Genomic DNA, 20,920 nt, shown 5'->3' on the forward strand with positions numbered 1-20,920 from the left:
GGTGTCGTGGGGGTGGGCGTCGGCGTGACAGGCGCGGGCGTCGGCGTGGGGGCCGGCTCCGGCGGGCCCGAGTCGGAGCAGCCGTACAGCCCGGCCGCCGCCACCGCGCACAGCAGCGCGGTGAGGACGCGGCCGGGGCGCCTGGCTCCGCGCTCGCCTGTCATGGTGACGCTCCCCCACCAGTGGACCACGGGCCCGCGCACGGATACAACGGGCTTGACGGACGACGAACGGGGGTCGCGGGTGTTCTACCACCTGATGAAGTACGTACTGCTGGGACCGCTCCTGAAGCTGCTCTTCCGGCCGCGTATCGAGGGGCTCGAACACATCCCGGAGGAGGGTGCGGCGATCGTCGCGGGCAATCACCTCTCCTTCTCGGACCACTTCCTGATGCCGGTCGTGCTCGACCGGCGGATCACCTTCCTGGCGAAGCAGGAGTACTTCACGGGGCCGGGGATCAAGGGCCGGCTGACGGCCGCCTTCTTCCGGGCGGCCGGGCAGATCCCGGTCGACCGCTCGGGCAAGGAGGCCGGCAAGGCCGCCATCCGGGAGGGCCTCGGGGTGCTCGGGAAGGGGGAGCTGCTCGGCATCTACCCGGAGGGCACGCGCTCGCACGACGGGCGGCTCTACAAGGGGAAGGTGGGCGTGGCGGTGATGGCGCTGACGGCCGGGGTGCCGGTGGTTCCCTGCGCGATGGTGGGGACCTTCGAGATCCAGCCGCCGGGGAAGGTCGTGCCGAGGATCCGCCGGGTCACCATCCGGTTCGGGGCGCCGCTGGACTTCTCCCGGTTCGCCGGGTCGGCGGGAGAGAAGGCGGTGGTCCGCGCGGTGACGGACGAGATCATGTACGAGATCCTCCGGTTGTCCGGGCAGGAGTACGTCGACGACTACGCGGCGGTGGTGAAGGCGGCGGAGGCGCGGACCGAGGGCTGAACCCCGTCGGTGGGTTCCCCCGCCGGGGACGCTCTGAGCGGATCCGCGCTCGGCGCAATGCCCTGGGCCGCGGCGGCGGACGGTCGTAGCGTCTCGATCATGACCAAGGGAACCGCGTTCGTACTGGGTGGATCGGGGCAGGTGGGGCGGGCGGCCGTGCGGGCGCTCGTCGCTGACGGCTGGGAGGTGACGGCCGCCTCGCGGGGCGGCGGCAGGGACGAGAGGTGGCCGGCCGAGGTCCGGTCGGTGGCGCTCGACCGGACCGAGGAGGGCGCGCTCGCGTCCGGTCTGGGCGACGGCTGCGATGTGCTGGTGGACATCGTGGCGTACGACGCCGGGCACGGCCGGCAGCTGACGGGGCTCTCGGACCGGATCGGTTCGGCGGTGGTGGTGTCCAGCGGCGCCGTCTACGAGGACGGGCGGGGGCGCAGCTTCGACACCCAGGACCGGCCGGACGGCTTCCCCGACTATCCGCTGCCGATCCCGGAGGACTGGCGGACGGTGGCGCCCGGCGACACCTCGTACGGCACGCGGAAGGTGGCGCTGGAGCGGGAGTTGCTCGCGGCGGGCGACGCCCTGCCGACGACGGTGCTGCGGCCGGGCGCGATCCACGGGCCGTACTCCCCGGGTCCGCGGGAGCTGTGGTTCGTGAAGCGGGTGCTCGACGGGCGGCCGGTGCGTCCGCTCGCGTACGGCGGGGCCTCGCGGTTCCACCCGGTGCACGTGGACAACCTCGCGGAGCTGGTCCGGCTGGCGGCGGCGAATCCGGGCAGCCGGGTGCTGAACGGCGGGGACCCGGAGGCGCCGACGGTGGCCGAGATCGGGGCGGCGATCGACGCGGTCATGGGTGTCAGCAGTGAGACGGTGCTGATCGAGGGCGCACCGCCGCGGGACATCGTGGGGTCCACCCCGTGGACGGCGCCGCGGTCCGTGGTCTACGACATGGCGGCGGCTGAGCGGGAGCTGGGGTACCGGCCGGTGGTGTCGTACGCCGATTCGCTGCCGGAGACGGTCGCCTGGCTGACCGAGCGGGTGGCGGGCCGTGAGTGGCGGGAGGCCTTCCCGGGTCTCGCGAAGTACGGGGTGGACCTCTTCGACTACGCGGCGGAGGACGCCTGGCTGGCGTCGCGGGGGTGACACGGGTGAGGGGAGGGACGGCTGTCCCTCCCCTCACCGGGCCGTCAGCGTGTTACGGCTTCGGGGTGGCGTGCGGTGCGCAGACCTGGTCCTTGGCGTCCAGCTTGCCGGTCAGCAGGTAGGCCTCGACCTTGGTGTTGAGGCACGGGTTGACCAGGCCGGTGATGCCGTGCGAGCCGGCGTCCTTCTCCGTGATCAGGCGCGAGCCCTTGAACCGCTTGTGCAGCTCGACGGCGCCGGCGTACGGGGTGGCGGCGTCGCGCTCGGACTGGGCGATGAGCACCGGCGGCAGGCCCTTGCCGGTCCGCACCTCGGTCGGGCGCTGGCGCGGCGCGGACCAGGTGGCGCACGGCAGGTTCATCCATGCGTTGGCCCAGGTCATGAAGGGGTACTGCTGGTGGAGCCGGCTGTTGTCCCGGTCCCACTTCTTCCAGCTGGTCGGCCAGGGGGCGTCGGCGCACTCGACCGCGGTGTAGACGGCGTTGCCGTTCTCCGAGGCGGCGTTGCCGGCGGTGTCGGTCGGGTCCGACGCCGCGTTGTCGATGAGCGGCTGCGGGTCACCCGCGGCGTACGCGCTCCAGGCCTCGGCCACCGGGGCCCACATGGAGTCGTAGTAGGGGGCGTTCTGGAAGAAGCCGATGAGTTCGGCGGGGCCGACCTTGCCGCCGAGGGGAGCCTTCTTGGCGGCGGCGCGCAGCGTCACCCACTGCTGCTGCACCTCCGACAGGGTGTCGCCGAGGTGGTAGGTGGCGTCGTTCTGGGCGACCCAGGTCATCCAGTCCTTGAGGCGGCCCTCGAAGGCGATGTCCTGGTCGAGGTTGACCTCGTACCAGATCTTGCGCGTCGACGGGTTCACGACGCTGTCGAGGACCATGCGGCGGACGTGGGTCGGGAAGAGGGTGCCGTAGACCGCGCCGAGGTAGGTGCCGTAGGAGACGCCGACGAAGTTGAGCTTCGCCTCGCCGAGGGCGGCGCGGATGACGTCGAGGTCACGCGCGGTGTTGGGCGTGTTCATGAAGGGCAGCATGTCGCCGCTCTTCTCGGCGCAGCCCTTGGCGTAGTCGGCGGCGAGCTTGCGCTGCGCGAGCTTGTCGGCCTCGCTGTCGGGGACCGGGTCGGGCTTGGGGCCCTTGACGAACTCGCTCGGGTCGACGCAGGAGATGGGGGCCGACTTGCCGACGCCGCGCGGGTCGAAGCCCACGAAGTCGTAGGCCTTGGCGGCGCCCGCCCAGATCGCGTTCTTGGTGGTGACCCGGCGCGGGAAGCGCAGGCCGGAGCCGCCGGGGCCGCCCGGGTTGTAGAGGAGCGCGCCCTGGCGCTCGGCGGGGGTGCCGGTGGCGTTGATCCGGTCGACCGCGATCTTGATCTTCCTGCCGTTGGGCTTCGCGTAGTCGACGGGGACGGTGACCCAGCCGCACTGGATCGGCTTCTCGAGGCCCCAGTCGGCCGGACAGTCCTGCCAGTCGATGCCCGCCTGGGCGGCCCGCGCCGCTGCGACGGCGACGCCGATCGACTCGGCGTCACGCAGGTGACGGTTGCTGTCGGCGTTCGCGGCCGGGGCCGCGAGCGCGCCCGCGACGAGCGTGCCCGCTATCAGGGTGCCGGCCGAGCCGAGCACTGCCGTACGTCTCAACGTGTACTCCCCCAAGATGAGCGCCACCCCCCGTGGCGGCGCCGTGTGTTGGCTGTCCGGGGGATCCTTTCGTCCCGCAGCCACCCGATGAAAGGGCGAACGCCTGTTTCTTTGCCGAACCAATAACCGGTGAACGGTGTACCGCTGAGCGGTGAGCTCGCGGCAACACCTACAGAACCGGTCAGAACCCGTCAGAACGGGGCGAGTTCCGACAGTGCGGTGTCGAGCAGACGCCGGACCGCGAGGGCGTCCGGGGCGACGGCGGTGGCGAGGGCCGCGGGTCCGGCGAGCGGAGTGACGGCGGCGTGCTCGCCGAGCAGCCGCGGCCGCACCGGCTTCTCCGCGAACGCCGGATCGACGACGAGAAGTTGCCCGGTGGCCCGATGACCGCCGAGGACCGCGCCGCCGTCCCAGCCACCGGGAGCACCGGGACCGAAGGCCAGTTCCTGGTCGAGGAGGGGCCGCCCGGCGCGGCGGACGGTGAGGCGGGTGACGAGGGTGCCGGGCGCTTCGCCGTGCCGGCCGAGGATCTGCTCCTCGCGGAGGACCAGCCGGGCCGTGGTGGCGAGCTCGACGACGGTCCGCATCAGCAGATGGGAGCCGTGCACGGACACCACCTGTTCGGGCAGCCAGCGGAGCACCGCGTCCTCGCCGACGGTGATCCGGACGTCGTACGCGGCCGGCTCGGCGCTCCGGCCCGGCAGGGCGAGGGTGGCGGCGGCCGAGTCGACCAGGAGCCCGGCCCCGTCCCGCGCCTCGGCCTCGACGGCGAGCCGGTCACCGCCGAGCGGCGCGCTCATCGCCCCGACGACGGTGACCCGGGTGTACGGACCGGAGGCCCTGGTCCGGCGCAGGGCGAGGGGCCCGTCGCTCACGAGCAGCGGCAGGCCCCCGTCGGCGTCGGCGGCGATCCGGGCGGTGGCGCGCAGGCTCACGCGGTCCATGCCCCGAGCTGGGCCCGGACCCAGTCGGCGACCGGGGCGACGCCGTGCTCGGCGCGCAGCGAGGTGAAGGCGACGGGCAGCTCACCGCGCTGCTCCTTGGCGTCGCGTGCCATCCGCTCCAGGTCGGAGCCCACGTACGGGGCGAGGTCGGTCTTGTTCACGACGAGGAGGTCGGCGGTGGTGACGCCGGGGCCGCCCTTGCGCGGGATGTCGTCGCCGCCGGCCACGTCGATGACGAAGATCTGGGCGTCGACGAGCCCCTTGGAGAAGGTGGCGGTGAGGTTGTCGCCGCCGGACTCGACGAGGATGAGATCGAGCGGGCCGACGCTGTCCTCGAGCTCCTCGACGGCTTCGAGGTTGGCGGAGATGTCGTCGCGGATGGCGGTGTGCGGGCAGGCACCGGTCTCCACGGCCTGGATCCGCTCGGGCGGCAGGACGGCGTTGCGGAGCAGGAACTCGGCATCCTCACGGGTGTAGATGTCGTTGGTGACGACCGCGAGGGAGAGGCTGTCGCGCAGGACCCGGCAGAGGGCGGCGACGGTGGCGGTCTTGCCCGAGCCGACCGGTCCGCCGAGCCCGATGCGCAGGGCGCGGCGGGTGCCGTCGGGGCGGTGGGCGTCGGCGGAGACGGCGCCGTGGTGGGTGTGACCGTGGTCGAGGTGCATGGGGCGGCTCCAGTGGTTCTCAGGATGCGAAGAGGCGGACGGGCCAGGACGCGTGCTGTTCGGCGGTGATGTCGAGGAGCGGCGCGGAGGCCGCGGGCAGGGCGTCGACGCCCTGCCGGGCGGCGCGCGCCGCTTCCTCGGCGACCAGGTCCATGGCGGGGGCGAGGCGGGCGAGGACGGCGGTGGCCTGGAAGGGGTCCAGACTCAGCAGCCGGACCGTGGCGGTGGCGGGACCGCTGACGGTCTCGTACGCGACGCAGTGCGCGGCGTCCTCGGGGCCGAGTCCGGCGGCGCGGGCGGCGACGCCCAGGACGACGGGCTGATGGGCGCCGCGCGGGAAGGCGGTGGCGAGCGCGTCGAGTTCGGCGCACGGCCAAGTGGCGCGCGCCGCCCGCATCATCTGCCGGCCGAGCTTGCGGGCGGCGGCGCGCAGGGCGGGCGAGGGGGTGCGGGCGTCGGCGGCCGCGTCGAGTTCACCCGGGTCGAGTCCGTGCGCGGCTCCGGCGGCGAGTGCGGCGGAGGTGAGTCCGGTGGTGTGCAGCCGGCCCCGGCAGAAGGCTTCGAGTCCGGACGCGTCCTTGATGCGGCCGGCCTTGACGGCGGCCTCGGCGCCGCCGGAGTGGGCGTGCCCGCCGGCGGGGAACCGCCCGTCGGCGAGCACCAGGAGTGCGGCGCGACTCGCCATCAGAAGAGGAAGTAGCGCTGGGCCATGGGCAGTTCGGCGGCGGGGGCGGGTTCTACCGCTTCGCCGTCGATCGTGACCGTGAAGGTGTCGGCGTCGACCTCGACCCGGGGCATGGCGTCGTTCTCCCGCATGTCCGCCTTGGACACCCGGCGGGTGCTGCCGATCGCGGTGAACTCCTTGTGCACGCCGAGGCGCTGCGCGATGTCGTCCTCGATCGCCGGCTGGGCGACGAAGTTGACCGAGCCGGCCGCCGCCGCCTTGCCGAGCGCGCCGAACATCGGCCGGGGCAGGACGGGTTGGGGGGTGGGGATGGAGGCGTTGGCGTCGCCCATCTGCGCGTAGGCGATCTGGCCGCCCTTGAGGACGGCGAGCGGCTTCACCCCGAAGAAGGCGGGCTCCCACAGCACCAGGTCGGCGAGCTTGCCGGGTTCGACGGAGCCGATGAGGTGGTCCATGCCCTGGGCGACGGCCGGGTTGATCGTGTACTTGGCGACGTAGCGGCGGGCGCGGTGGTTGTCGGCGCGGCCGTCCCCGGGCAGGGCGCCACGCCGCTTCTTCATGACGTGGGCGGTCTGCCAGGTGCGCATGACCACCTCGCCGATGCGGCCCATGGCCTGGGAGTCGGAGGAGATGATCGAGATGGCGCCCAGGTCGTGGAGGACGTCCTCGGCGGCGATGGTGGAGGGCCGGATCCGGGACTCGGCGAAGGCGAGGTCCTCGGGGACGGCCGGGTTGAGGTGGTGGCAGACCATCAGCATGTCGAGGTGTTCCTCGATGGTGTTGACGGTGTGCGGCCGGGTCGGGTTGGTCGAGCTGGGCAGGATGTACGGCTCCGAGACCACCGTGATGATGTCGGGCGCGTGCCCGCCGCCGGCGCCCTCCGTGTGGTACGCGTGGACGGTGCGCCCGGCGATGGCGGCGAGGGTGTCGCCGACGAAGCCGGCCTCGTTCAGGGTGTCGGTGTGGATGGCGAGCTGGGCACCCGTCTCCTCGCACACGCCCAGGCAGGCGTCGATGACGGCGGGGGTGGCACCCCAGTCCTCGTGGATCTTGAATCCGAGTGCCCCGCCGCGCAGTTGGGAGTGCATGGCCTCCCGGGACATGGTGTTGCCCTTGCCGAGCAGACCGATGTTGACGGGGAAGGTGTCGAGGGCCTCGAACATCCTGGCCGTGTGCCAGGGGCCGGGGGTGACCGTGGTCGCCTTGGTGCCCTCGGCCGGTCCCGTGCCGCCGCCGACGAGGGTGGTGACGCCGGTGGCGAGGGCCTGCTCGACGACGGTCGGCGAGATGAAGTGGACATGGGCGTCGACGGCGCCGGCGGTGACGATCCTGCCGTTGCCGACGATGATCTCGGTCTCGGGGCCGATCACGAGGCCGGGGTGGACGCCGTCCATGGTGTCGGGGTTTCCGGCCTTGCCGAGGGCGGTGATCCGGCCGTCCCGGATGCCGATGTCGGCCTTGACGACGCCCCAGTGGTCGATGATCACGGCGCCGGTGATCACGGTGTCGGGGGCGCCCTCGGCGCGGGTGGTGCGGGCCTGGCCCATGGACTCGCGGATGACCTTGCCGCCGCCGAAGACGGCTTCGTCGCCGGCGCGGCCGGGGCCGCCGCTGCGGTCCTCCTCGATCTCGACGAGGAGATCGGTGTCGGCGAGCCGGACGCGGTCGCCGGTGGTGGGGCCGAACAGGTCGGCGTAGACGGCGCGGTGCAGGTCAGGCATGGTCGGCCCCCTCGGCCTCGGTGGGCTCGTCGGCCCGGTCGGTCGCGTGGCCGGTCGGGTGGTCGGTCGCGTGGCCGGTCGGGTCGAGCGGCCCCGCCGTACCGCCGCGCAGGCCGGGCACGATCCGGCGGCCGGCGAGCGGAACGAGTTCGACCTCGACGGGGATGCCCGGCTCGAAGCGGACGGCGGTGCCGGCGGCGATGTGCAGCCGCTGCCCGTGCGCGGCGGCGCGATCGAAGTCCAGGCCGGGGTTGACTTCGGCGAAGTGGTAGTGGGAGCCGACCTGGACGGGCCGGTCGGCGGCGTTCAGCACGGTCAGACGCGTGACGGGGCGCCCCTCGTTGAGGGCGACGGGGCCGTCCGCGTACAGGATCTCTCCGGGGATCATCGGCGCGGCCCGTTCAGACGATGGGGTCGTGGACGGTGACGAGCTTGGTGCCGTCGGGGAAGGTGGCCTCGACCTGGACGTCGTGGATCATCTCGGGGATGCCGTCCATGACCTCGTCGCGGGTGAGCACCTTGCGTCCCGAGGCCATGAGTTCCGCGACGGTACGACCGTCCCGGGCGCCTTCGAGGATGTGGGAGGTGAGGAGGGCGACGGCCTCGGGGTGGTTGAGCCGCACACCCCGGGCCCGGCGCTTGGCGGCCACGTCCGCGGCCACATGGATGAGCAGGCGTTCCTGTTCGTGCGGGCTCAGTTGCACTCTTCCACCTCACAGTCGTCGACCGGGACACCCGGACAGCTGCGGACCCTACCGACCGTCAACACCTTGTTGAACTGCGGAGATGCGGCTCGCGGCCAGACATTGCACGTTAGGGCGGAAGTTTTTCCGGCTCGTTAACTGCGGCTTTGCTCTTTCATGATCGTCGTGCCGGATCGACCGACCTGGACATCGGGCCGCGCCGCGACAGAGGACCGGGAGGTATACGGAGCGGGCGTGCCGAGCACACCGGAACCCCTGCCGACCGCCGCGGGCGCGGCGGCGGGCGGGTCGGCCGACAGGACCTGGGCCCGACCGGGCCTAGGAGACGCCGGGCTCGCGGTGGTGGGCGGCGATGCCGAAGCGGCGCTGTTCGCCGGTAGCGGAGTCCAGGGAGTGGAGGCCGGAGACCGAGCTGATCACCTGCTCGTCGGCGGGCTTCTCGGCCGCCTCGAGTTCCTCCAGGTCAGCGGCGGAGACCAGGGCGACCAGCGGCTTCCCGTGGCGGGTGACGACGACGCGCTCACCGCCGTACACGACGCGGTTGATCAGGTCGGCGAGCTCGGCTCGCGCTTGCGTCACCGGGATCTCGTAGGTCATGCTCCCCATCTTACGGGCTGTACGTCCTGTACATTTTTTACAGATGGAGGTACCCGTCATGGATGCTCGCCACGTCCTGCCCGAGTTCACGGAGCGCACCAGCTACGGAACCCGGACCCTCGACCCCTACTCGAAGCTCCTCTCGTCCCGGATCGTCTTCCTCGGCACCCCGATCGACGAGACGTCGGCCAACGACGTCATCGCCCAGCTCCTGTATCTGGACCACGCGGGCCCCGAGCAGGACATCTCGCTCTACATCAACTCCCCCGGCGGCTCGATCAGCGCCATGACCGCGATCTACGACACGATGCGCTCGCTCCATTGCGACGTGGAGACCACCTGCCTGGGCCAGGCCGTCTCCACCGCCGCCGTGCTGCTCTCCGCCGGCACCCCGGGCAAGCGCATGATGCTGCCGGGCGCCCGGATCACCCTGCGTCAGCCCGCCATGGACGAGCCCCTCCAGGGCCAGCCGAGCGACCTCGACATCCACGCCCGTGAACTGCTCCGCCTCCGCGCGCTGATGGCGGGGATGCTCACCGAGCACACGGGGCGGGACCGCGAACGCGTCGACGCCGACCTCGACCGCCTGACGGTCCTGGACGCGCCGGCGGCGGTCGCGTACGGCCTGGTGGACCACGTGATCACGAGCCGGCGCGCGGGCGTCGGCGGGACGGCGAGGTGAGCGGGCCGTGGTTCCCGAGCTGCCGCCGCTGCCCGCCCTGACCCGCGCCGAGAGTGAACTCGTCGACGCCTACCTCGAAGTGGTCGACCTGCTGGGGAAGATCAATCCATCCAGGGGTACGCATACCTATGGCGCACTGCGCGCGGCACAAGCCCTGGTGGGGCGGGCGGAGTCGCTTCTCCAAGCCCTGACGCTCATGCATATGCGGGGCGAGAGCGAGGTGCACGCGGACACACTGGCACGCGCGCTCAGGGTGTTGGACGGCGAGCGCCGAGCCGACCGCGTCACCGTCCCGCGCACTCGGGCGAGTTGACATTTCCGCGTGTCGTGTCGAGGGCCGGACGGCCGACGCGCACCGCAGAATCGCTCCCCCGTTCGGCGTAGTCGACGAGTCGACATATGTGCCGGGTGAGTTGCACAACAGGTGTACGCATTTGGCGGAATGGGGCGTTCCGTCGCTGGTGCGAGGCTCGTAGGCGAAACCTCTGAAGATCACAAAGGCTCTCTGTCCACCCGTATGGATCAGTCGTGAGGAGCCTCACATATCGCCGTTTCAGCTCGGATTTCGACCTCGGTGTGGGTCAAGATCCCTGTCGACGACAAGCCCCCGCCACCACGGCGGGGCGGTCCGGGCGGACGCCGAGTCCTGCCGCTGTCCCGGACGTCTGGTCGACAGGATTGGATCGGCAGGAGTGGAGGACCCGATTTTTACGGGGCGTACGCGCTGTTCCGGCAGCGGGGCCGTCCCTTGGGGTGAAGCCGCGTCAGCGGCCGGGCATCTTCGCCAGCCCGAACCCGACAGGTCATCCTTCGCAGGCGGCTGACGAAGGGTTGCGCATGACTGCGCAGATGCACGTCCCGTCCCTGCTGTCCCGGGCCGGAGCCGTCTCGGCTCTCACCCTCGCCGCCGTCGGCGGCACGCTGTTCGCACCCGGTGCGGCAACGGAGGCCCAGGCAGCCACCACGCACGCGAACAAGGCACTGAGCGTCGCCGCGTCCAAGAAGGGAGCTCCGTACCGGTACGGGAGCACCGGACCATCGAGGTTCGACTGCTCCGGCCTGACGCTCTACGCGTACAAGCAGGCGGGCAAGTCGCTGCCCCGCACCGCGCAGCAGCAGTACAACAAGACCCGGCACATCTCCGCCTCCACCAGGCAGAAGGGGGACCTGGTCTTCTTCCACTCCGGCGGGAGGGTCTATCACGTGGGTATCTACGCCGGCGGCGGCAAGATCTGGCACTCGCCCAAGACGGGTTCCTGGGTGAAGCTCGACAAGATCTGGTCGTCGAAGGTCTCCTACGGCCGCGTCCGCTGATCAGGCGGCGGTAGCGGTCCGTTCGTGGGGGGGGTGCGGTGGCGCCGCCGTACCCCTGACCGCCGACGGGACCGACCGGACCCCCGACGGGGGGGGCTCCGGTTCGCAGGATGCCGAGATGACACTCGATCAAGCTCTGGTCGACGCCGCCATAGCCCGGCTCGACCGCCGCTGGACGCCCGACGAGCCGGGCGGGGCCGCCGCCGTCCATCTCGACGACGGACGGATCCTGACCGGTGCCGGCCTCGACCACCTCGACGCCGGGGTGACCCTGTGCCCCCGCCCCTCGGGCGCCCGGGACCCGACTACACGGCCCCTTGACAGCTCACCACGGGGGCCGTGGTCCACGGCAGGGTGATCCAGACGGTCTTGCCGCCGTCCTCCGTCGGGGTGACCGACAGCCGGCCCCCGGCCTCCGCCGCCAGGACGCGGATGATGGCCATGCCCCGCCCGTTGTCCTGCTGGACCGCCGCAGGCAGGCGGCGCGGCCGGCGCGGATGGCTGTCGGTGACGCCGACGTGGAGCCGCTCCTCGCGCTCCAGGCGGACGTCGACCGTGAAGGTGGGCGACTGGCCGAGGGTGTGCAGGACGGCGTTGGTCGCCAGTTCGGAGACGATCAGCCGGATCGAGTCCGCGATCTCCGCGGCATCGTCCAGGCCCCAGCCCACGAGGACGTCCGCGACGTACCGGCGGGCCGTGGGGACCGAGGCGGGATCGCTCGGCAGCGTGACGGATGCTTCCTGGTGATCTGCCATGGCGACGCTGTCCCTTTCCCACCGGGGCCACCGCCCCGGATTGCGCTTCGCGTCAGAGTGCCACCGATCGTGCCGCGCCGTGCGGCGTTCCACCAAGATATGTCCCCATCTGTCGCCCGAAGCGGTGAACTCTGCTGCCCGGGAACGCTCTTGGGCCTACCGGGCGTCGGGCGCGGTACGCAGGACCGTCCGGACCGCGTGCTCGATCTGCGCGTCGGTCAGATCGGCGCGGGCCGTGAGCCGCAGCCGCGAGATGCCGTCGGGGACGGACGGGGGCCGGAAGCAGCCGACCGCCAGACCCTGTTCCCGGCAGTCCGCCGCCCAGCCCAGGGCCGCCTCCGGTGACGGCGCGCGCACCGAGACGACGGCCGCGTCGGGCCGGGCCGCCGTGAGACCGGCCTCGGTGAGCAGCCGGTGCAGCGTGGTCGCGACGGTACGGGCCCGCTCGGCGAGGCCCGGTTCGGCCCTGATCAGACGCAGGCTCGCGAGCGCGCCGCCCGCGGCGGCCGGGGCGAGACCGGTGTCGAAGATGAAGGTGCGGGCCGCGTTCACCAGGTGCTCGATCACCCGGGCCGGGCCGAGGACGGCACCGCCCTGGCTGCCGAGGGACTTGGAGAGGGTCAGGGTGGCGACGACGTCCTCGTCGCCCGCGAGTCCGGCCTCGTGGAGGGCGCCCCGACCGCCTTCGCCGAGGACGCCGAAGCCATGGGCGTCGTCCACCACGAGTCCGGCGCCGTGCGCGCGGCAGGCTTCCGCGAGCTCGGGCAGCGGGGCCTTGTCGCCGTCGACGGAGAAGACGGAGTCGCTGACGACCAGGGCCCGCCGGCCGGGGTGCGCGCCGAGGGTCTTGCGTACGGCCTCGGGTTCGGTGTGCGGTACGACGGCGGTCTCGGCGCGGGCCAGGCGGCAGCCGTCCACGATCGAGGCGTGGTTGGAGGCGTCGGAGACGATCAGGGAGTCCCGGGCGCCGAGCGCGGTGAGCGCGGCGAGGTTGGCGGTGTAGCCGGAGGAGAAGACGAGGGCCGCCTCGAATCCGCAGAACTCGGCGAGCTCGCGCTCGAGCCGGGTGTGCAGCCGGGTGGTGCCGGTGACGAGCCGCGAGCCCGTGGAGCCGGCGCCCCAGCGCCTGGCCGCGTCGGCCGCCGCCTCGGTGACCTCCGGGCGGCGGGTGAGGCCCAGGTAGTCGTTGCCCGCCAGGTCGAGGAGGTCCGACTCGGCGGCCCGTGGCCGCAGCGTACGGACGAGACCGGCGTCCGCCCGGCGGCGCGCCTCGGCGTCGGTCCAGTCGAACGCGGTACGGCGGGGGCCCGCGGCCCGTGCGTCGTCGGCCTGTGGCATTCGGCGATCCTTTTGTAGGCAGCGCACAGACCCTAACCGGATGATGCCGAGGTCGGGATGTGGTCATCCACACACCTCTATCGGAGGCGTTTGTTCGGATCCTCCTTGGCCGGGGGGTGGGCGGTAGGCGAGGATCAGCGCTTATGGACCTGCTGAACACGCTGGTGGAGAAGGGGCTGCGGCGCGAGCTGCCGACCCGTGAAGAAGCGCTCGCCGTCCTGGCGACCTCCGACGACGAACTGCTCGATGTGGTGGCGGCGGCCGGCAAGGTGCGCCGTCAGTGGTTCGGGCGGCGGGTGAAGCTCAACTACCTGGTCAACCTGAAGTCGGGCCTGTGCCCCGAGGACTGCTCGTACTGCTCGCAGCGGCTCGGCTCCAAGGCCGAGATCCTCAAGTACACCTGGCTGAAGCCGGACGAGGCGTCCCAGGCCGCCGCCGCGGGTGTCGCGGGCGGGGCCAAGCGGGTCTGTCTGGTCGCGAGCGGCCGCGGTCCGACGGACCGGGACGTCGAGCGGGTCGGCAGGACCATCGAGGCCATCAAGGAGCAGAACGAGGGCGTCGAGGTGTGTGCCTGTCTGGGCCTGCTCTCGGACGGCCAGGCGGAGCGGCTGAAGGAGGCCGGCGCCGACGCGTACAACCACAACCTGAACACGTCCGAGGCGACGTACGCCGGAATCACCAAGACCCACACGTACGCGGACCGGGTGGACACCGTGCAGAAGGCGCACGCCGCCGGTCTGTCGGCCTGCTCGGGTCTGATCGCGGGCATGGGCGAGACCGACGAGGACCTCGTCGACGTCGTGTACGCGCTGCGCGAGCTCGACTCGGACTCGGTGCCGGTCAACTTCCTCATCCCCTTCGAGGGGACGCCGCTCGCCAAGGAGTGGAACCTCACCCCGCAGCGCTGCCTGCGGATCCTGGCGATGGTGCGGTTCGTCTGCCCCGACGTCGAGGTGCGGATCGCGGGCGGCCGTGAGGTGCACCTGCGCTCGATGCAGCCGCTCGCGCTGAACATCGCGAACTCGATCTTCCTCGGCGACTACCTGACGAGTGAGGGCCAGGCCGGCCAGGCCGACCTGGACATGATCGCGGACGCGGGCTTCGAGGTGGAGGGCGCGGGCACGACGACGCTCCCGAAGCACCGTGCGGACGCGCTCGCCGCGGCGGGTGGCGGCTGTGGTTCCAAGGCGTCGGCGGGCTGCGGCTCGCACGACGCCGCGGAGGGCGCGGGCTGCGGCTCGCACGCCGAGGCCGGCGGCGGCTGTGGTCCGTGCGGCGGTCACGCCGCGCCCGCGCCCGCCGAGGCGCCGACGGCCGAGGCCGCCGCGAACACCGCTCGGACCGACCTGGTGGCGGTACGCCGCCGGGGCGCCGGTACGGACCTCGCACCGAATGCGTAACGACGAACTCATCGCCCTGGACCGGGCCCACGTCTGGCATCCGTATGGTCCCATGCCGGGCCGTACGGACCCGCTGGTCGTGGAGTCCGCGTCCGGTGTACGGCTCCGGCTCGCCGAACCCGTCGAGGGCCGGGGTGAGTTGATCGACGGCATGTCCTCCTGGTGGTCGGCGGTCCACGGCTACAACCACCCGGTGCTCAACGAGGCGGTGCGCGGCCAGCTGGACCGGATGAGTCATGTGATGTTCGGCGGGCTCACCCACGAGCCCGCCGTGCGGCTCGCCGCCCGGCTCGTCGAGATCACCCCCGAGCCGCTGCGGCACGTCTTCCTCAGCGACTCGGGCTCCGTCTCCGTCGAGGTCGCGGTCAAGATGTGCCTGCAGTACTGGCGCTCGCTGGGCCGCCCCGAGAAGCAACGCATGTTCACCTGGCGCGGCGGGTACCACGGGGACACCTGGCAGCCGATGTCCGTGTGCGACCCCGACGGCGGGATGCACGAGCTGTGGACCGGCGTCCTCCAGCCGCAGGTGTTCGTGGACGCCCCGCCGGTCACCTACGAGGAGTCGTACGCGGAGCTGCTGCGGACCGAGATCGGGAAGCACGCGCACGAGCTGGCCGCGGTGATCGTGGAGCCGGTGGTGCAGGGCGCGGGCGGGATGCGCTTCCACGACCCGGAGTACCTCCGGGTGCTCCGCGAGGCCTGCGACGCGCACGACGTGCTGCTCGTGTTCGACGAGATCGCCACCGGATTCGGGCGTACGGGCACGCTGTTCGCCGCCGACCAGGTGGGGGTCTCGCCCGATGTCATGTGCCTGGGCAAAGCGCTGACCGGCGGATACCTGTCGATGGCGGCGACCCTCAGCACGAGCCGGGTCGCCGACGGGATCTCGCGGGGCGAGGTCCCGGTGCTCGCGCACGGGCCGACCTTCATGGGCAATCCGCTGGCCTCGGCGGTGGCCTGCGCCTCCATCGACCTGCTGCTCTCGCAGGACTGGCAGGTCGAGGTGAAGCGGATCGAGGCCGGACTGCGGGAGGGGCTCGCCCCCGCCGCCGAACTGCCCGGCGTCCGCGAGGTGCGGGTGCTCGGCGCGATCGGCGTCGTCCAGCTCGACCACCCGGTCGACATGGCGGCGGCGACACGGGCCGCGGTCCGGGAGGGTGTGTGGGTACGCCCGTTCCGGGATCTCATCTACACGATGCCGCCGTACGTGACGGGCGACGAGGACCTGGCCCGCATCTGCGCCGCGGTGCTCGCGGCGGCGGTCGCGGGCTGACCGGCAGAACAGCAGGACAGGGAGAACAGTGGGAATCATCGTCGTCAGCGGTACGGGCACGGAGATCGGCAAGACCGTCGTCACCGCCGCCGTGGCCGCCGTCGCCACCGCCGCCGGCCGCACGGTCGCCGTCCTCAAGCCCGCGCAGACCGGCGTCGGGCCGGACGAGCGCGGTGACGCGGACGAGGTCGTCCGGCTCTCGGGTGCCGTGGGCTCCGCCGAGCTGGGCCGTTTCCCGGAGCCGCTGGCCCCGGGGACGGCGGCCCGGCGGGCCGGGCTCGCCCCGGTCGGGCCCGCGGAGGTCGCCGAGGCCGCGCGGAAGCTGGCCGCCGAGCACGACCTGGTGCTCGTCGAGGGCGCGGGCGGGCTCCTCGTCCGCTTCGACGAGGAGGGCGGCACGCTCGCGGACGCGGCGGCGCTGCTCGGCGCACCCGTGCTCGTGGTCGCCCCCGCCGGTCTGGGGACGCTCAACTCCACGACGCTGACGGCGGAGGCGCTGCGGGCGCGCGGGATCGAGCAGCTGGGCGTGGTGATCGGCAGCTGGCCGGACGCGCCGGACCTGGCGATGCGCTGCAACCTGGCGGACCTGCCGCGGGAGGCGGGCGCGCCGCTCCTCGGGGCCGTACCGGAGGGATCGGGGTCGCTCGGCCCGGCGGAGTTCCGGGCGGCGGCGGGCGGCTGGCTCGCGTCGGCGCTGGGCGGCACGTGGGACGCGGAGGCGTTCCGGGAGCGGTTCGCGGAGCCGTACGCGGGAGCTTCGTGACGCAGGACGCGGGAGCCTCGTAGCGCGGGAAGCGGGGCTCGTGAAGCGGACGCGGGGCTCGTGGCAGGACCCGGGGCTCGTGAAGCAGGACGCGGGAGCCTCGGACCGAGGGACGCGCGTGCCTCCACTCCGTAGGCTGGAGGCATGCGCGCTCACGTTCAGGAGATCGTCTTCGACTGTGCCGATCCGGCCGCCCTGGTCCGGTTCTGGGCAGGGCTCCTCGGCGGTGCTCCGGTCGACCGGAGCGGCGACTGGTCGTACGTGGACCCGCCGGATTTCGTCCGGCTCGCCTTCCAGCGGGTGCCGGAGGGCAAGGCCGTGAAGAACCGCGTCCATCTCGACCTGGAGGTCGAGGACCCGGTCCTGGCCGCCGACGAGGCGCTGCCCGCGGGCGCGTCCACGGTCGGCGGTCTCGTGACGGACGAGCAGGGCTCCTTCCAGGTCATGCGGGACCCGGAGGGCAACGAGTTCTGCTTCGTGACCGGCTGAGGAGGCTCCGATGACACCACCGAACGCTCCGTCATCCGCTTCACCCGCCTCACCCCCCGTCCACCATCCGCTGTTCGCCCGCTTCTACGCCCGGTTCAGCGTGTCCGCCGACACCAGGGGCGGGCTCGGCGAACTGCGGGCGGAACTGCTCGCCGGGCTGTCCGGCCGGGTGATCGAGATCGGGGCGGGCAACGGGCTGAACTTCGCGCACTACCCGGAGGGTGTCACCGAGGTGGTGGCGCTCGAACCGGAGTCCCGGCTCCGGCGGCTGGCCCAGGAGGCCGCGCTCCGGGCCCCGGTCCCGGTGACCGTGCTCCCGGACACCGCCGAGGCGCTGCCGCTGGAGGACGCCTCCTTCGACGCGGGGGTGGCCTCCCTCGTGCTGTGCACGGTACAGAACCTCCCGCAGGCTCTCGCCGAGCTGTACCGGGTACTGCGCCCCGGCGCCGAGCTGCGGTTCTTCGAGCACGGCGTGGCCGACACGCCCGGCCTCGCACGCCTGCAGCGGGGTCTCGACCGGACGGTCTGGCCACTGCTCTTCGGCGGCTGCCACACCTCGCGCGCCCCGCTCGCGGCGATCGAGGCGGCAGGCTTCACCCTGGGCCCGTACCGCTCGTTCGACGTGCCGGAGAAGGGGCCGCGGCTGCCCTCCTCGCCCTGTGTCCTGGGCGCGGCCCGGCGGTGAGGGCGCCGTCCCGCAGACCGGAAATCCTGGCGACGGCCCGGCACGGCGTGATGGGATCCGGCCATGATCGATCTGCGGATACGTGCCGCCACCCCCGACGACGCCGAGACCGTGCTGGCCTTCTGGAAGGAGTCCGCCGAGGGGACCTCCGTCTCGGACGACGTGCACGGGGTGACCCGGCTCCTCGAACGCGACCCGGAGGCGCTCCTCCTGGCGGTCGCCGACGACCGGATCGTGGGATCCGTCATCGCCGGCTGGGACGGCTGGCGTGCCTCCCTCTACCGCCTCGCGGTCCTGCCCTCGTATCGTCGCAGGGGCATCTCCACCGCGCTGCTGCGCACGGCCGAGGAACGGTTCCTCGCGCTCGGCGGACGGCGGGTGGACGCCATGGTCCTGGAGGCGAACGAGACGGGACAGCGGCTGTGGACGGCGGCCGGGTACGGGCGTCAGGACCACTGGCGCCGCTGGGTGAAGCCGCTCACCGACTGAGCGGTGCCGACCGGCCGCCGGACCGGTCATCCCGCTGTTTTGCCGATCCTTTACCATGGTCTCTCATCCGAACGACCGAACGACCGAAAGGTGTGAGCGTCCGCCCATGGGCGAGCCTCCCAGTAGTACCGATTTCCGTACTGCTCCCGAAAGCACCGGCGACGACAGCCGACATCGAGCATTCCCCCTCCCCCTGACTGATCATGGGACGGAGGTGAACCGATGACCGAAGTGCTTCTGCTCCTCCTGGCGCTCCTCCTCTCCGTCGCGTGCGGCGCGTTCGTCGCCGCCGAGTTCTCGCTGACGACCGTCGAGCGCCGTGAGCTCGAGGACGCCGCGGAGCGTGGCGAGCGCGGTGCGGCGGGAGCGCTCAAGGCCGTCAGGTCGCTGACCTTCCAGCTCTCCGGCGCCCAGCTGGGCATCACCGTCACCAACCTGGTCGTCGGCATGCTGGCCGAGCCGTCGATCTCCAAGCTGATCCGCGGCCCGCTCGAGGACCTCGGCCTCTCCGCCTCGGTCGCCTCGTCGCTGGCGCTGGTCCTGGGCACCGCCCTGTCGACCGTCGTCCTGATGGTCGTCGGCGAGCTGGTCCCCAAGAACTGGGCGATCTCCTCGCCCCTCGCGATGGCGAAGGTGGTCGGCACCCCGCAGCGGATCTTCACCGCCGCCTTCAAGCCGCTGATCAGCCACCTCAACAACACCGCGAACCGGATCCTGCGCCGTCTCGGCATGGAGCCGACCGAGGAACTGGCATCGGCGCGCTCCCCGCAGGAGCTGGTGGCGCTGGCCCGCCACTCCGCGAAGGAGGGCGCCCTGGAGGCGGACACGGCCGAGCTGTTCGTCCGTACCCTCAACCTGGCGGAGCTCACCGCGGAGAACGTGATGACGCCCCGCGTGCAGGTCACCGCGCTCGACGTGCAGGCCACCGCCGAGGACGTCGCCAACGCGACCCGGGCGACCGGCCTCTCCCGTTTCCCCGTCTACCGGGGCAGCCTCGACGCGGTCGTCGGCATCGCGCACATCAAGGACGTCCTGGCCATACCGGCCGAGGAGCGGCGCCACCGCCGGATCGGCGAGCTGCTGCGCGAGCCGCTGCTCGTCCCCGAGACGCTGACCGTGGACCGGCTCCTCGACCGGCTGTCCGGGAAGCAGACGATGGCCGTCGTCATCGACGAGTACGGCGGCACCGCCGGGGTCGCGACCCTGGAGGACATCGTCGAGGAGGTCGTCGGCGAGGTCCGCGACGAGCACGACCCGCACGAGACGCCGGACCTGGCGCGGGCGGGTGACGACGCGGACGGGCGTGAGCTCTGGTCCGCCGACGGCGCCGCCCGTACCGACCAGGTGGAGGTGATCGGCCTCCGGGTGCCGGACGGTCCGTACGAGACGCTCGCGGGCTTCGTCGCCCATGAGCTGGGCCGTATCCCTGCCGCCGGGGACAGCGTGGAGCTGGACGGCTGGCGGCTCGACGTCGCGGACGCCTCGGGCCGGCGCGCCGCGCGCGTACTGCTGCACGCGCCCGCGTCGCAGGCGCACCACGACGAGACCGGGGAGGCCGGCCGATGATCGCGATCCAGCTGTTGATCGGTCTGCTGACCCTGGTCGTCAACGCCTTCTTCGTCGGCGCCGAGTTCGCCCTGATCTCGGTGCGCCGCAGCCAGATCGAGCCGCTGGCCGAGGACGGGAACCGGCGGGCGCGCAGCGTCATCTGGGGCCTTGAGCACGTGTCCGCGCTGCTCGCCGCGGCGCAGCTCGGCATCACGCTCTGCACCCTGGTGCTGGGCATCGTCGCCGAGCCGGCCATCGCGCATCTGCTCGAACCGGTCTTCGACGCGGTGGGCGTGCCGCACGGCCTGGTCCACCCGATCTCGTTCGTGATCGCGTTGAGCGTGGCCACCTATCTGCACATGCTGCTGGGCGAGATGGTGCCGAAGAACATCGCGCTGGCGGAGCCGACGCGTACGGCGCTGCTGCTCGGCCCGCCGCTGGTGGCGCTGGCGCGGGCGCTGCGGCCGGTGATCTTCGCGATCAACGCCTTCGCCAACGCCCTGCTCAAGCTGTTGCGGGTGGAGGTCAAGGACGAGGTCGCGGCGACGTTCTCGGACGACGAACTGGCCCGCATGGTCACCGACGCCGGTGACGCGGGGCTGCTCGACGACCGGGCCGCCGAGCGGCTGCACGACGCCCTGGAGCTGGGCCGCCGTCCCGTACGGGACGTCGTGATGCCGGCGGAGAAGGTCGTGTACGCGCGGGTCGGCACGACTCCGGGGGAGCTGGAGGCACTGTCGGCACGGACGAGCTACTCGCGCTTCCCGGTGGTCGACGAGGAGCGCAGGATCCTGGGCTACCTGCACGTCAAGGACGCCCTTGACGTCTCGCCGCGCGATGAGCCGTTCCCGGTGTCCGCGCTGCGGCCGATCGCCCGGGTCCGCGCGGCCACGCCGCTGGACGACGTGCTGACGGCGATGCGCCGCAGCCGGACCCATCTGGCGGCGGTGCTCGACGAGGACGGCAAGCCGGCCGGCCTCGTGACGATGGAGGACGTGCTGCGGGAGCTGGTGGGCCGCCCGGCGGCGCCGTAGCACCCGCGTTCGAGGTCGGAGGGCCCCGGGAACTCGATTTCCCGGGGCCCTCCGGCGTCCACAGTGCGGTGGTCTCCCCTTCCGGGCTCCGGCGGAGCGCCGCGCATACCGCGCGGTATGATCTCTCCGCC

General features: G+C 72.4%; 24 protein-coding genes and 1 riboswitch. Of the genes, 14 read left to right on the forward strand and 10 right to left on the reverse strand.

The annotated features are described in order from the left end of the window. The first annotated feature begins 243 nt into the window (after positions 1-243). Positions 244-933, forward strand: a complete 690-nt coding sequence (locus AOK00_RS23330; protein WP_055602281.1) for a lysophospholipid acyltransferase family protein — start codon at positions 244-246, stop codon at positions 931-933. Positions 934-1,032: 99 nt separating this feature from the next. Beyond that, complete coding sequence (locus AOK00_RS23335; RefSeq protein WP_055602282.1) at positions 1,033-2,070, forward strand: NAD-dependent epimerase/dehydratase family protein; 1,038 nt, start codon at positions 1,033-1,035, stop codon at positions 2,068-2,070. Between the two features lie 52 nt (positions 2,071-2,122). Here the strand turns inward: AOK00_RS23335 and AOK00_RS23340 are convergent, their stop codons facing one another. From AOK00_RS23340 to AOK00_RS23375, 8 genes are all read right to left on the reverse strand, one after another. Continuing rightward, entirely contained in the window at positions 2,123-3,703 is a 1,581-nt protein-coding gene (locus tag AOK00_RS23340; RefSeq protein WP_055602250.1) for an alpha/beta hydrolase, read from the reverse strand. Between the two features lie 191 nt (positions 3,704-3,894). Further along, the gene (locus AOK00_RS23345; RefSeq protein WP_055602283.1) at positions 3,895-4,638 is read right to left on the reverse strand and encodes an urease accessory protein UreD; all 744 of its coding nucleotides are present in this window, start codon (positions 4,636-4,638) and stop codon (positions 3,895-3,897) included. Then, complete coding sequence (ureG, locus tag AOK00_RS23350) at positions 4,635-5,312, reverse strand: urease accessory protein UreG (protein ID WP_055602251.1); 678 nt, start codon at positions 5,310-5,312, stop codon at positions 4,635-4,637. The genes AOK00_RS23345 and ureG overlap by 4 nt, the downstream gene beginning before the upstream one ends. 19 nt (positions 5,313-5,331) lie before the next feature. Next, positions 5,332-5,997: an urease accessory protein UreF gene (locus AOK00_RS23355; RefSeq protein WP_055602252.1), complete on the reverse strand. Its 666-nt coding sequence runs from the start codon at positions 5,995-5,997 to the stop codon at positions 5,332-5,334. Next, positions 5,997-7,718 carry an urease subunit alpha gene (locus AOK00_RS23360; RefSeq protein WP_055602253.1) on the reverse strand — a complete coding sequence of 574 codons (1,722 nt, stop codon included), beginning with the start codon at positions 7,716-7,718 and terminating at the stop codon, positions 5,997-5,999. Before AOK00_RS23360 ends, AOK00_RS23355 begins: the two co-directional genes overlap by 1 nt. Continuing rightward, a complete protein-coding gene (locus AOK00_RS23365) occupies positions 7,711-8,106 on the reverse strand; it encodes an urease subunit beta (RefSeq protein ID WP_173861621.1) in 396 nt (131 codons plus the stop codon). The genes AOK00_RS23360 and AOK00_RS23365 overlap by 8 nt, the downstream gene beginning before the upstream one ends. Positions 8,107-8,119: 13 nt before the next feature. Then, positions 8,120-8,422 carry an urease subunit gamma gene (locus tag AOK00_RS23370; RefSeq protein ID WP_055602254.1) on the reverse strand — a complete coding sequence of 101 codons (303 nt, stop codon included), beginning with the start codon at positions 8,420-8,422 and terminating at the stop codon, positions 8,120-8,122. A 318-nt stretch (positions 8,423-8,740) separates the two neighbouring features. Then, on the reverse strand, positions 8,741-9,019 hold the full coding sequence (locus AOK00_RS23375) for a type II toxin-antitoxin system Phd/YefM family antitoxin (protein WP_030316684.1): 279 nt from the start codon (positions 9,017-9,019) through the stop codon (positions 8,741-8,743). Positions 9,020-9,077: 58 nt separating this feature from the next. Here AOK00_RS23375 and AOK00_RS23380 point away from each other — a divergent pair, with 58 nt between their 5' ends. The 4 genes from AOK00_RS23380 (at position 9,078) to AOK00_RS38475 (ending at position 11,373) form a co-directional block, all read left to right on the forward strand. Next, positions 9,078-9,701, forward strand: coding sequence for a ClpP family protease (locus tag AOK00_RS23380; RefSeq protein ID WP_254047470.1), 624 nt, complete (start codon positions 9,078-9,080; stop codon positions 9,699-9,701). 7 nt (positions 9,702-9,708) lie between these two features. After that, positions 9,709-10,014 (forward strand): hypothetical protein, encoded by a 306-nt coding sequence (locus tag AOK00_RS23385; protein ID WP_055602256.1) that lies wholly within the window; start codon positions 9,709-9,711, stop codon positions 10,012-10,014. A 390-nt stretch (positions 10,015-10,404) separates the two neighbouring features. Next, positions 10,405-10,535, forward strand: a riboswitch (cyclic di-AMP (ydaO/yuaA leader). A gap of 3 nt (positions 10,536-10,538) precedes the next feature. Then, positions 10,539-11,015: a C40 family peptidase gene (locus AOK00_RS23390; RefSeq protein ID WP_055602257.1), complete on the forward strand. Its 477-nt coding sequence runs from the start codon at positions 10,539-10,541 to the stop codon at positions 11,013-11,015. 118 nt (positions 11,016-11,133) lie between these two features. Then, positions 11,134-11,373, forward strand: coding sequence for a hypothetical protein (locus AOK00_RS38475; RefSeq protein WP_107097457.1), 240 nt, complete (start codon positions 11,134-11,136; stop codon positions 11,371-11,373). Here the strand turns inward: AOK00_RS38475 and AOK00_RS23395 are convergent. After that, complete coding sequence (locus AOK00_RS23395; RefSeq protein ID WP_055602258.1) at positions 11,321-11,770, reverse strand: ATP-binding protein; 450 nt, start codon at positions 11,768-11,770, stop codon at positions 11,321-11,323. The two genes, AOK00_RS38475 and AOK00_RS23395, sit on opposite strands and share 53 nt — an antisense overlap. Positions 11,771-11,926: 156 nt before the next feature. Next, the gene (locus AOK00_RS23400; RefSeq protein ID WP_055602259.1) at positions 11,927-13,108 is read right to left on the reverse strand and encodes an 8-amino-7-oxononanoate synthase; all 1,182 of its coding nucleotides are present in this window, start codon (positions 13,106-13,108) and stop codon (positions 11,927-11,929) included. A gap of 143 nt (positions 13,109-13,251) precedes the next feature. On the opposite strand from AOK00_RS23400, the gene bioB reads away from it, so the two are divergent. From bioB to AOK00_RS23440, 8 genes are all read left to right on the forward strand, one after another. Further along, on the forward strand, positions 13,252-14,508 hold the full coding sequence (gene bioB, locus AOK00_RS23405) for a biotin synthase BioB (RefSeq protein ID WP_055602260.1): 1,257 nt from the start codon (positions 13,252-13,254) through the stop codon (positions 14,506-14,508). Further along, complete coding sequence (locus tag AOK00_RS23410; RefSeq protein WP_055602261.1) at positions 14,501-15,781, forward strand: adenosylmethionine--8-amino-7-oxononanoate transaminase; 1,281 nt, start codon at positions 14,501-14,503, stop codon at positions 15,779-15,781. Before bioB ends, AOK00_RS23410 begins: the two co-directional genes overlap by 8 nt. A gap of 28 nt (positions 15,782-15,809) precedes the next feature. Further along, on the forward strand, positions 15,810-16,544 hold the full coding sequence (gene bioD / locus AOK00_RS23415; protein WP_055602262.1) for a dethiobiotin synthase: 735 nt from the start codon (positions 15,810-15,812) through the stop codon (positions 16,542-16,544). Between the two features lie 144 nt (positions 16,545-16,688). Further along, positions 16,689-17,033, forward strand: coding sequence for a VOC family protein (locus AOK00_RS23420; protein ID WP_055602263.1), 345 nt, complete (start codon positions 16,689-16,691; stop codon positions 17,031-17,033). Positions 17,034-17,043: 10 nt separating this feature from the next. After that, the gene (locus AOK00_RS23425; protein WP_055602264.1) at positions 17,044-17,718 is read left to right on the forward strand and encodes a class I SAM-dependent methyltransferase; all 675 of its coding nucleotides are present in this window, start codon (positions 17,044-17,046) and stop codon (positions 17,716-17,718) included. 63 nt (positions 17,719-17,781) lie between these two features. Then, a complete protein-coding gene (locus tag AOK00_RS23430) occupies positions 17,782-18,207 on the forward strand; it encodes a GNAT family N-acetyltransferase (protein WP_055602265.1) in 426 nt (141 codons plus the stop codon). Between the two features lie 222 nt (positions 18,208-18,429). Beyond that, complete coding sequence (locus AOK00_RS23435) at positions 18,430-19,773, forward strand: hemolysin family protein (protein ID WP_055602266.1); 1,344 nt, start codon at positions 18,430-18,432, stop codon at positions 19,771-19,773. Then, positions 19,770-20,789 (forward strand): hemolysin family protein, encoded by a 1,020-nt coding sequence (locus tag AOK00_RS23440; protein WP_055602267.1) that lies wholly within the window; start codon positions 19,770-19,772, stop codon positions 20,787-20,789. The genes AOK00_RS23435 and AOK00_RS23440 overlap by 4 nt, the downstream gene beginning before the upstream one ends. The last annotated feature ends 131 nt before the right edge of the window (positions 20,790-20,920 follow it).

Origin of the sequence: Streptomyces aureus, from assembly GCF_001418135.1 — a bacterium.
In the GTDB taxonomy this organism is placed as follows: domain Bacteria; phylum Actinomycetota; class Actinomycetes; order Streptomycetales; family Streptomycetaceae; genus Streptomyces; species Streptomyces aureus_A.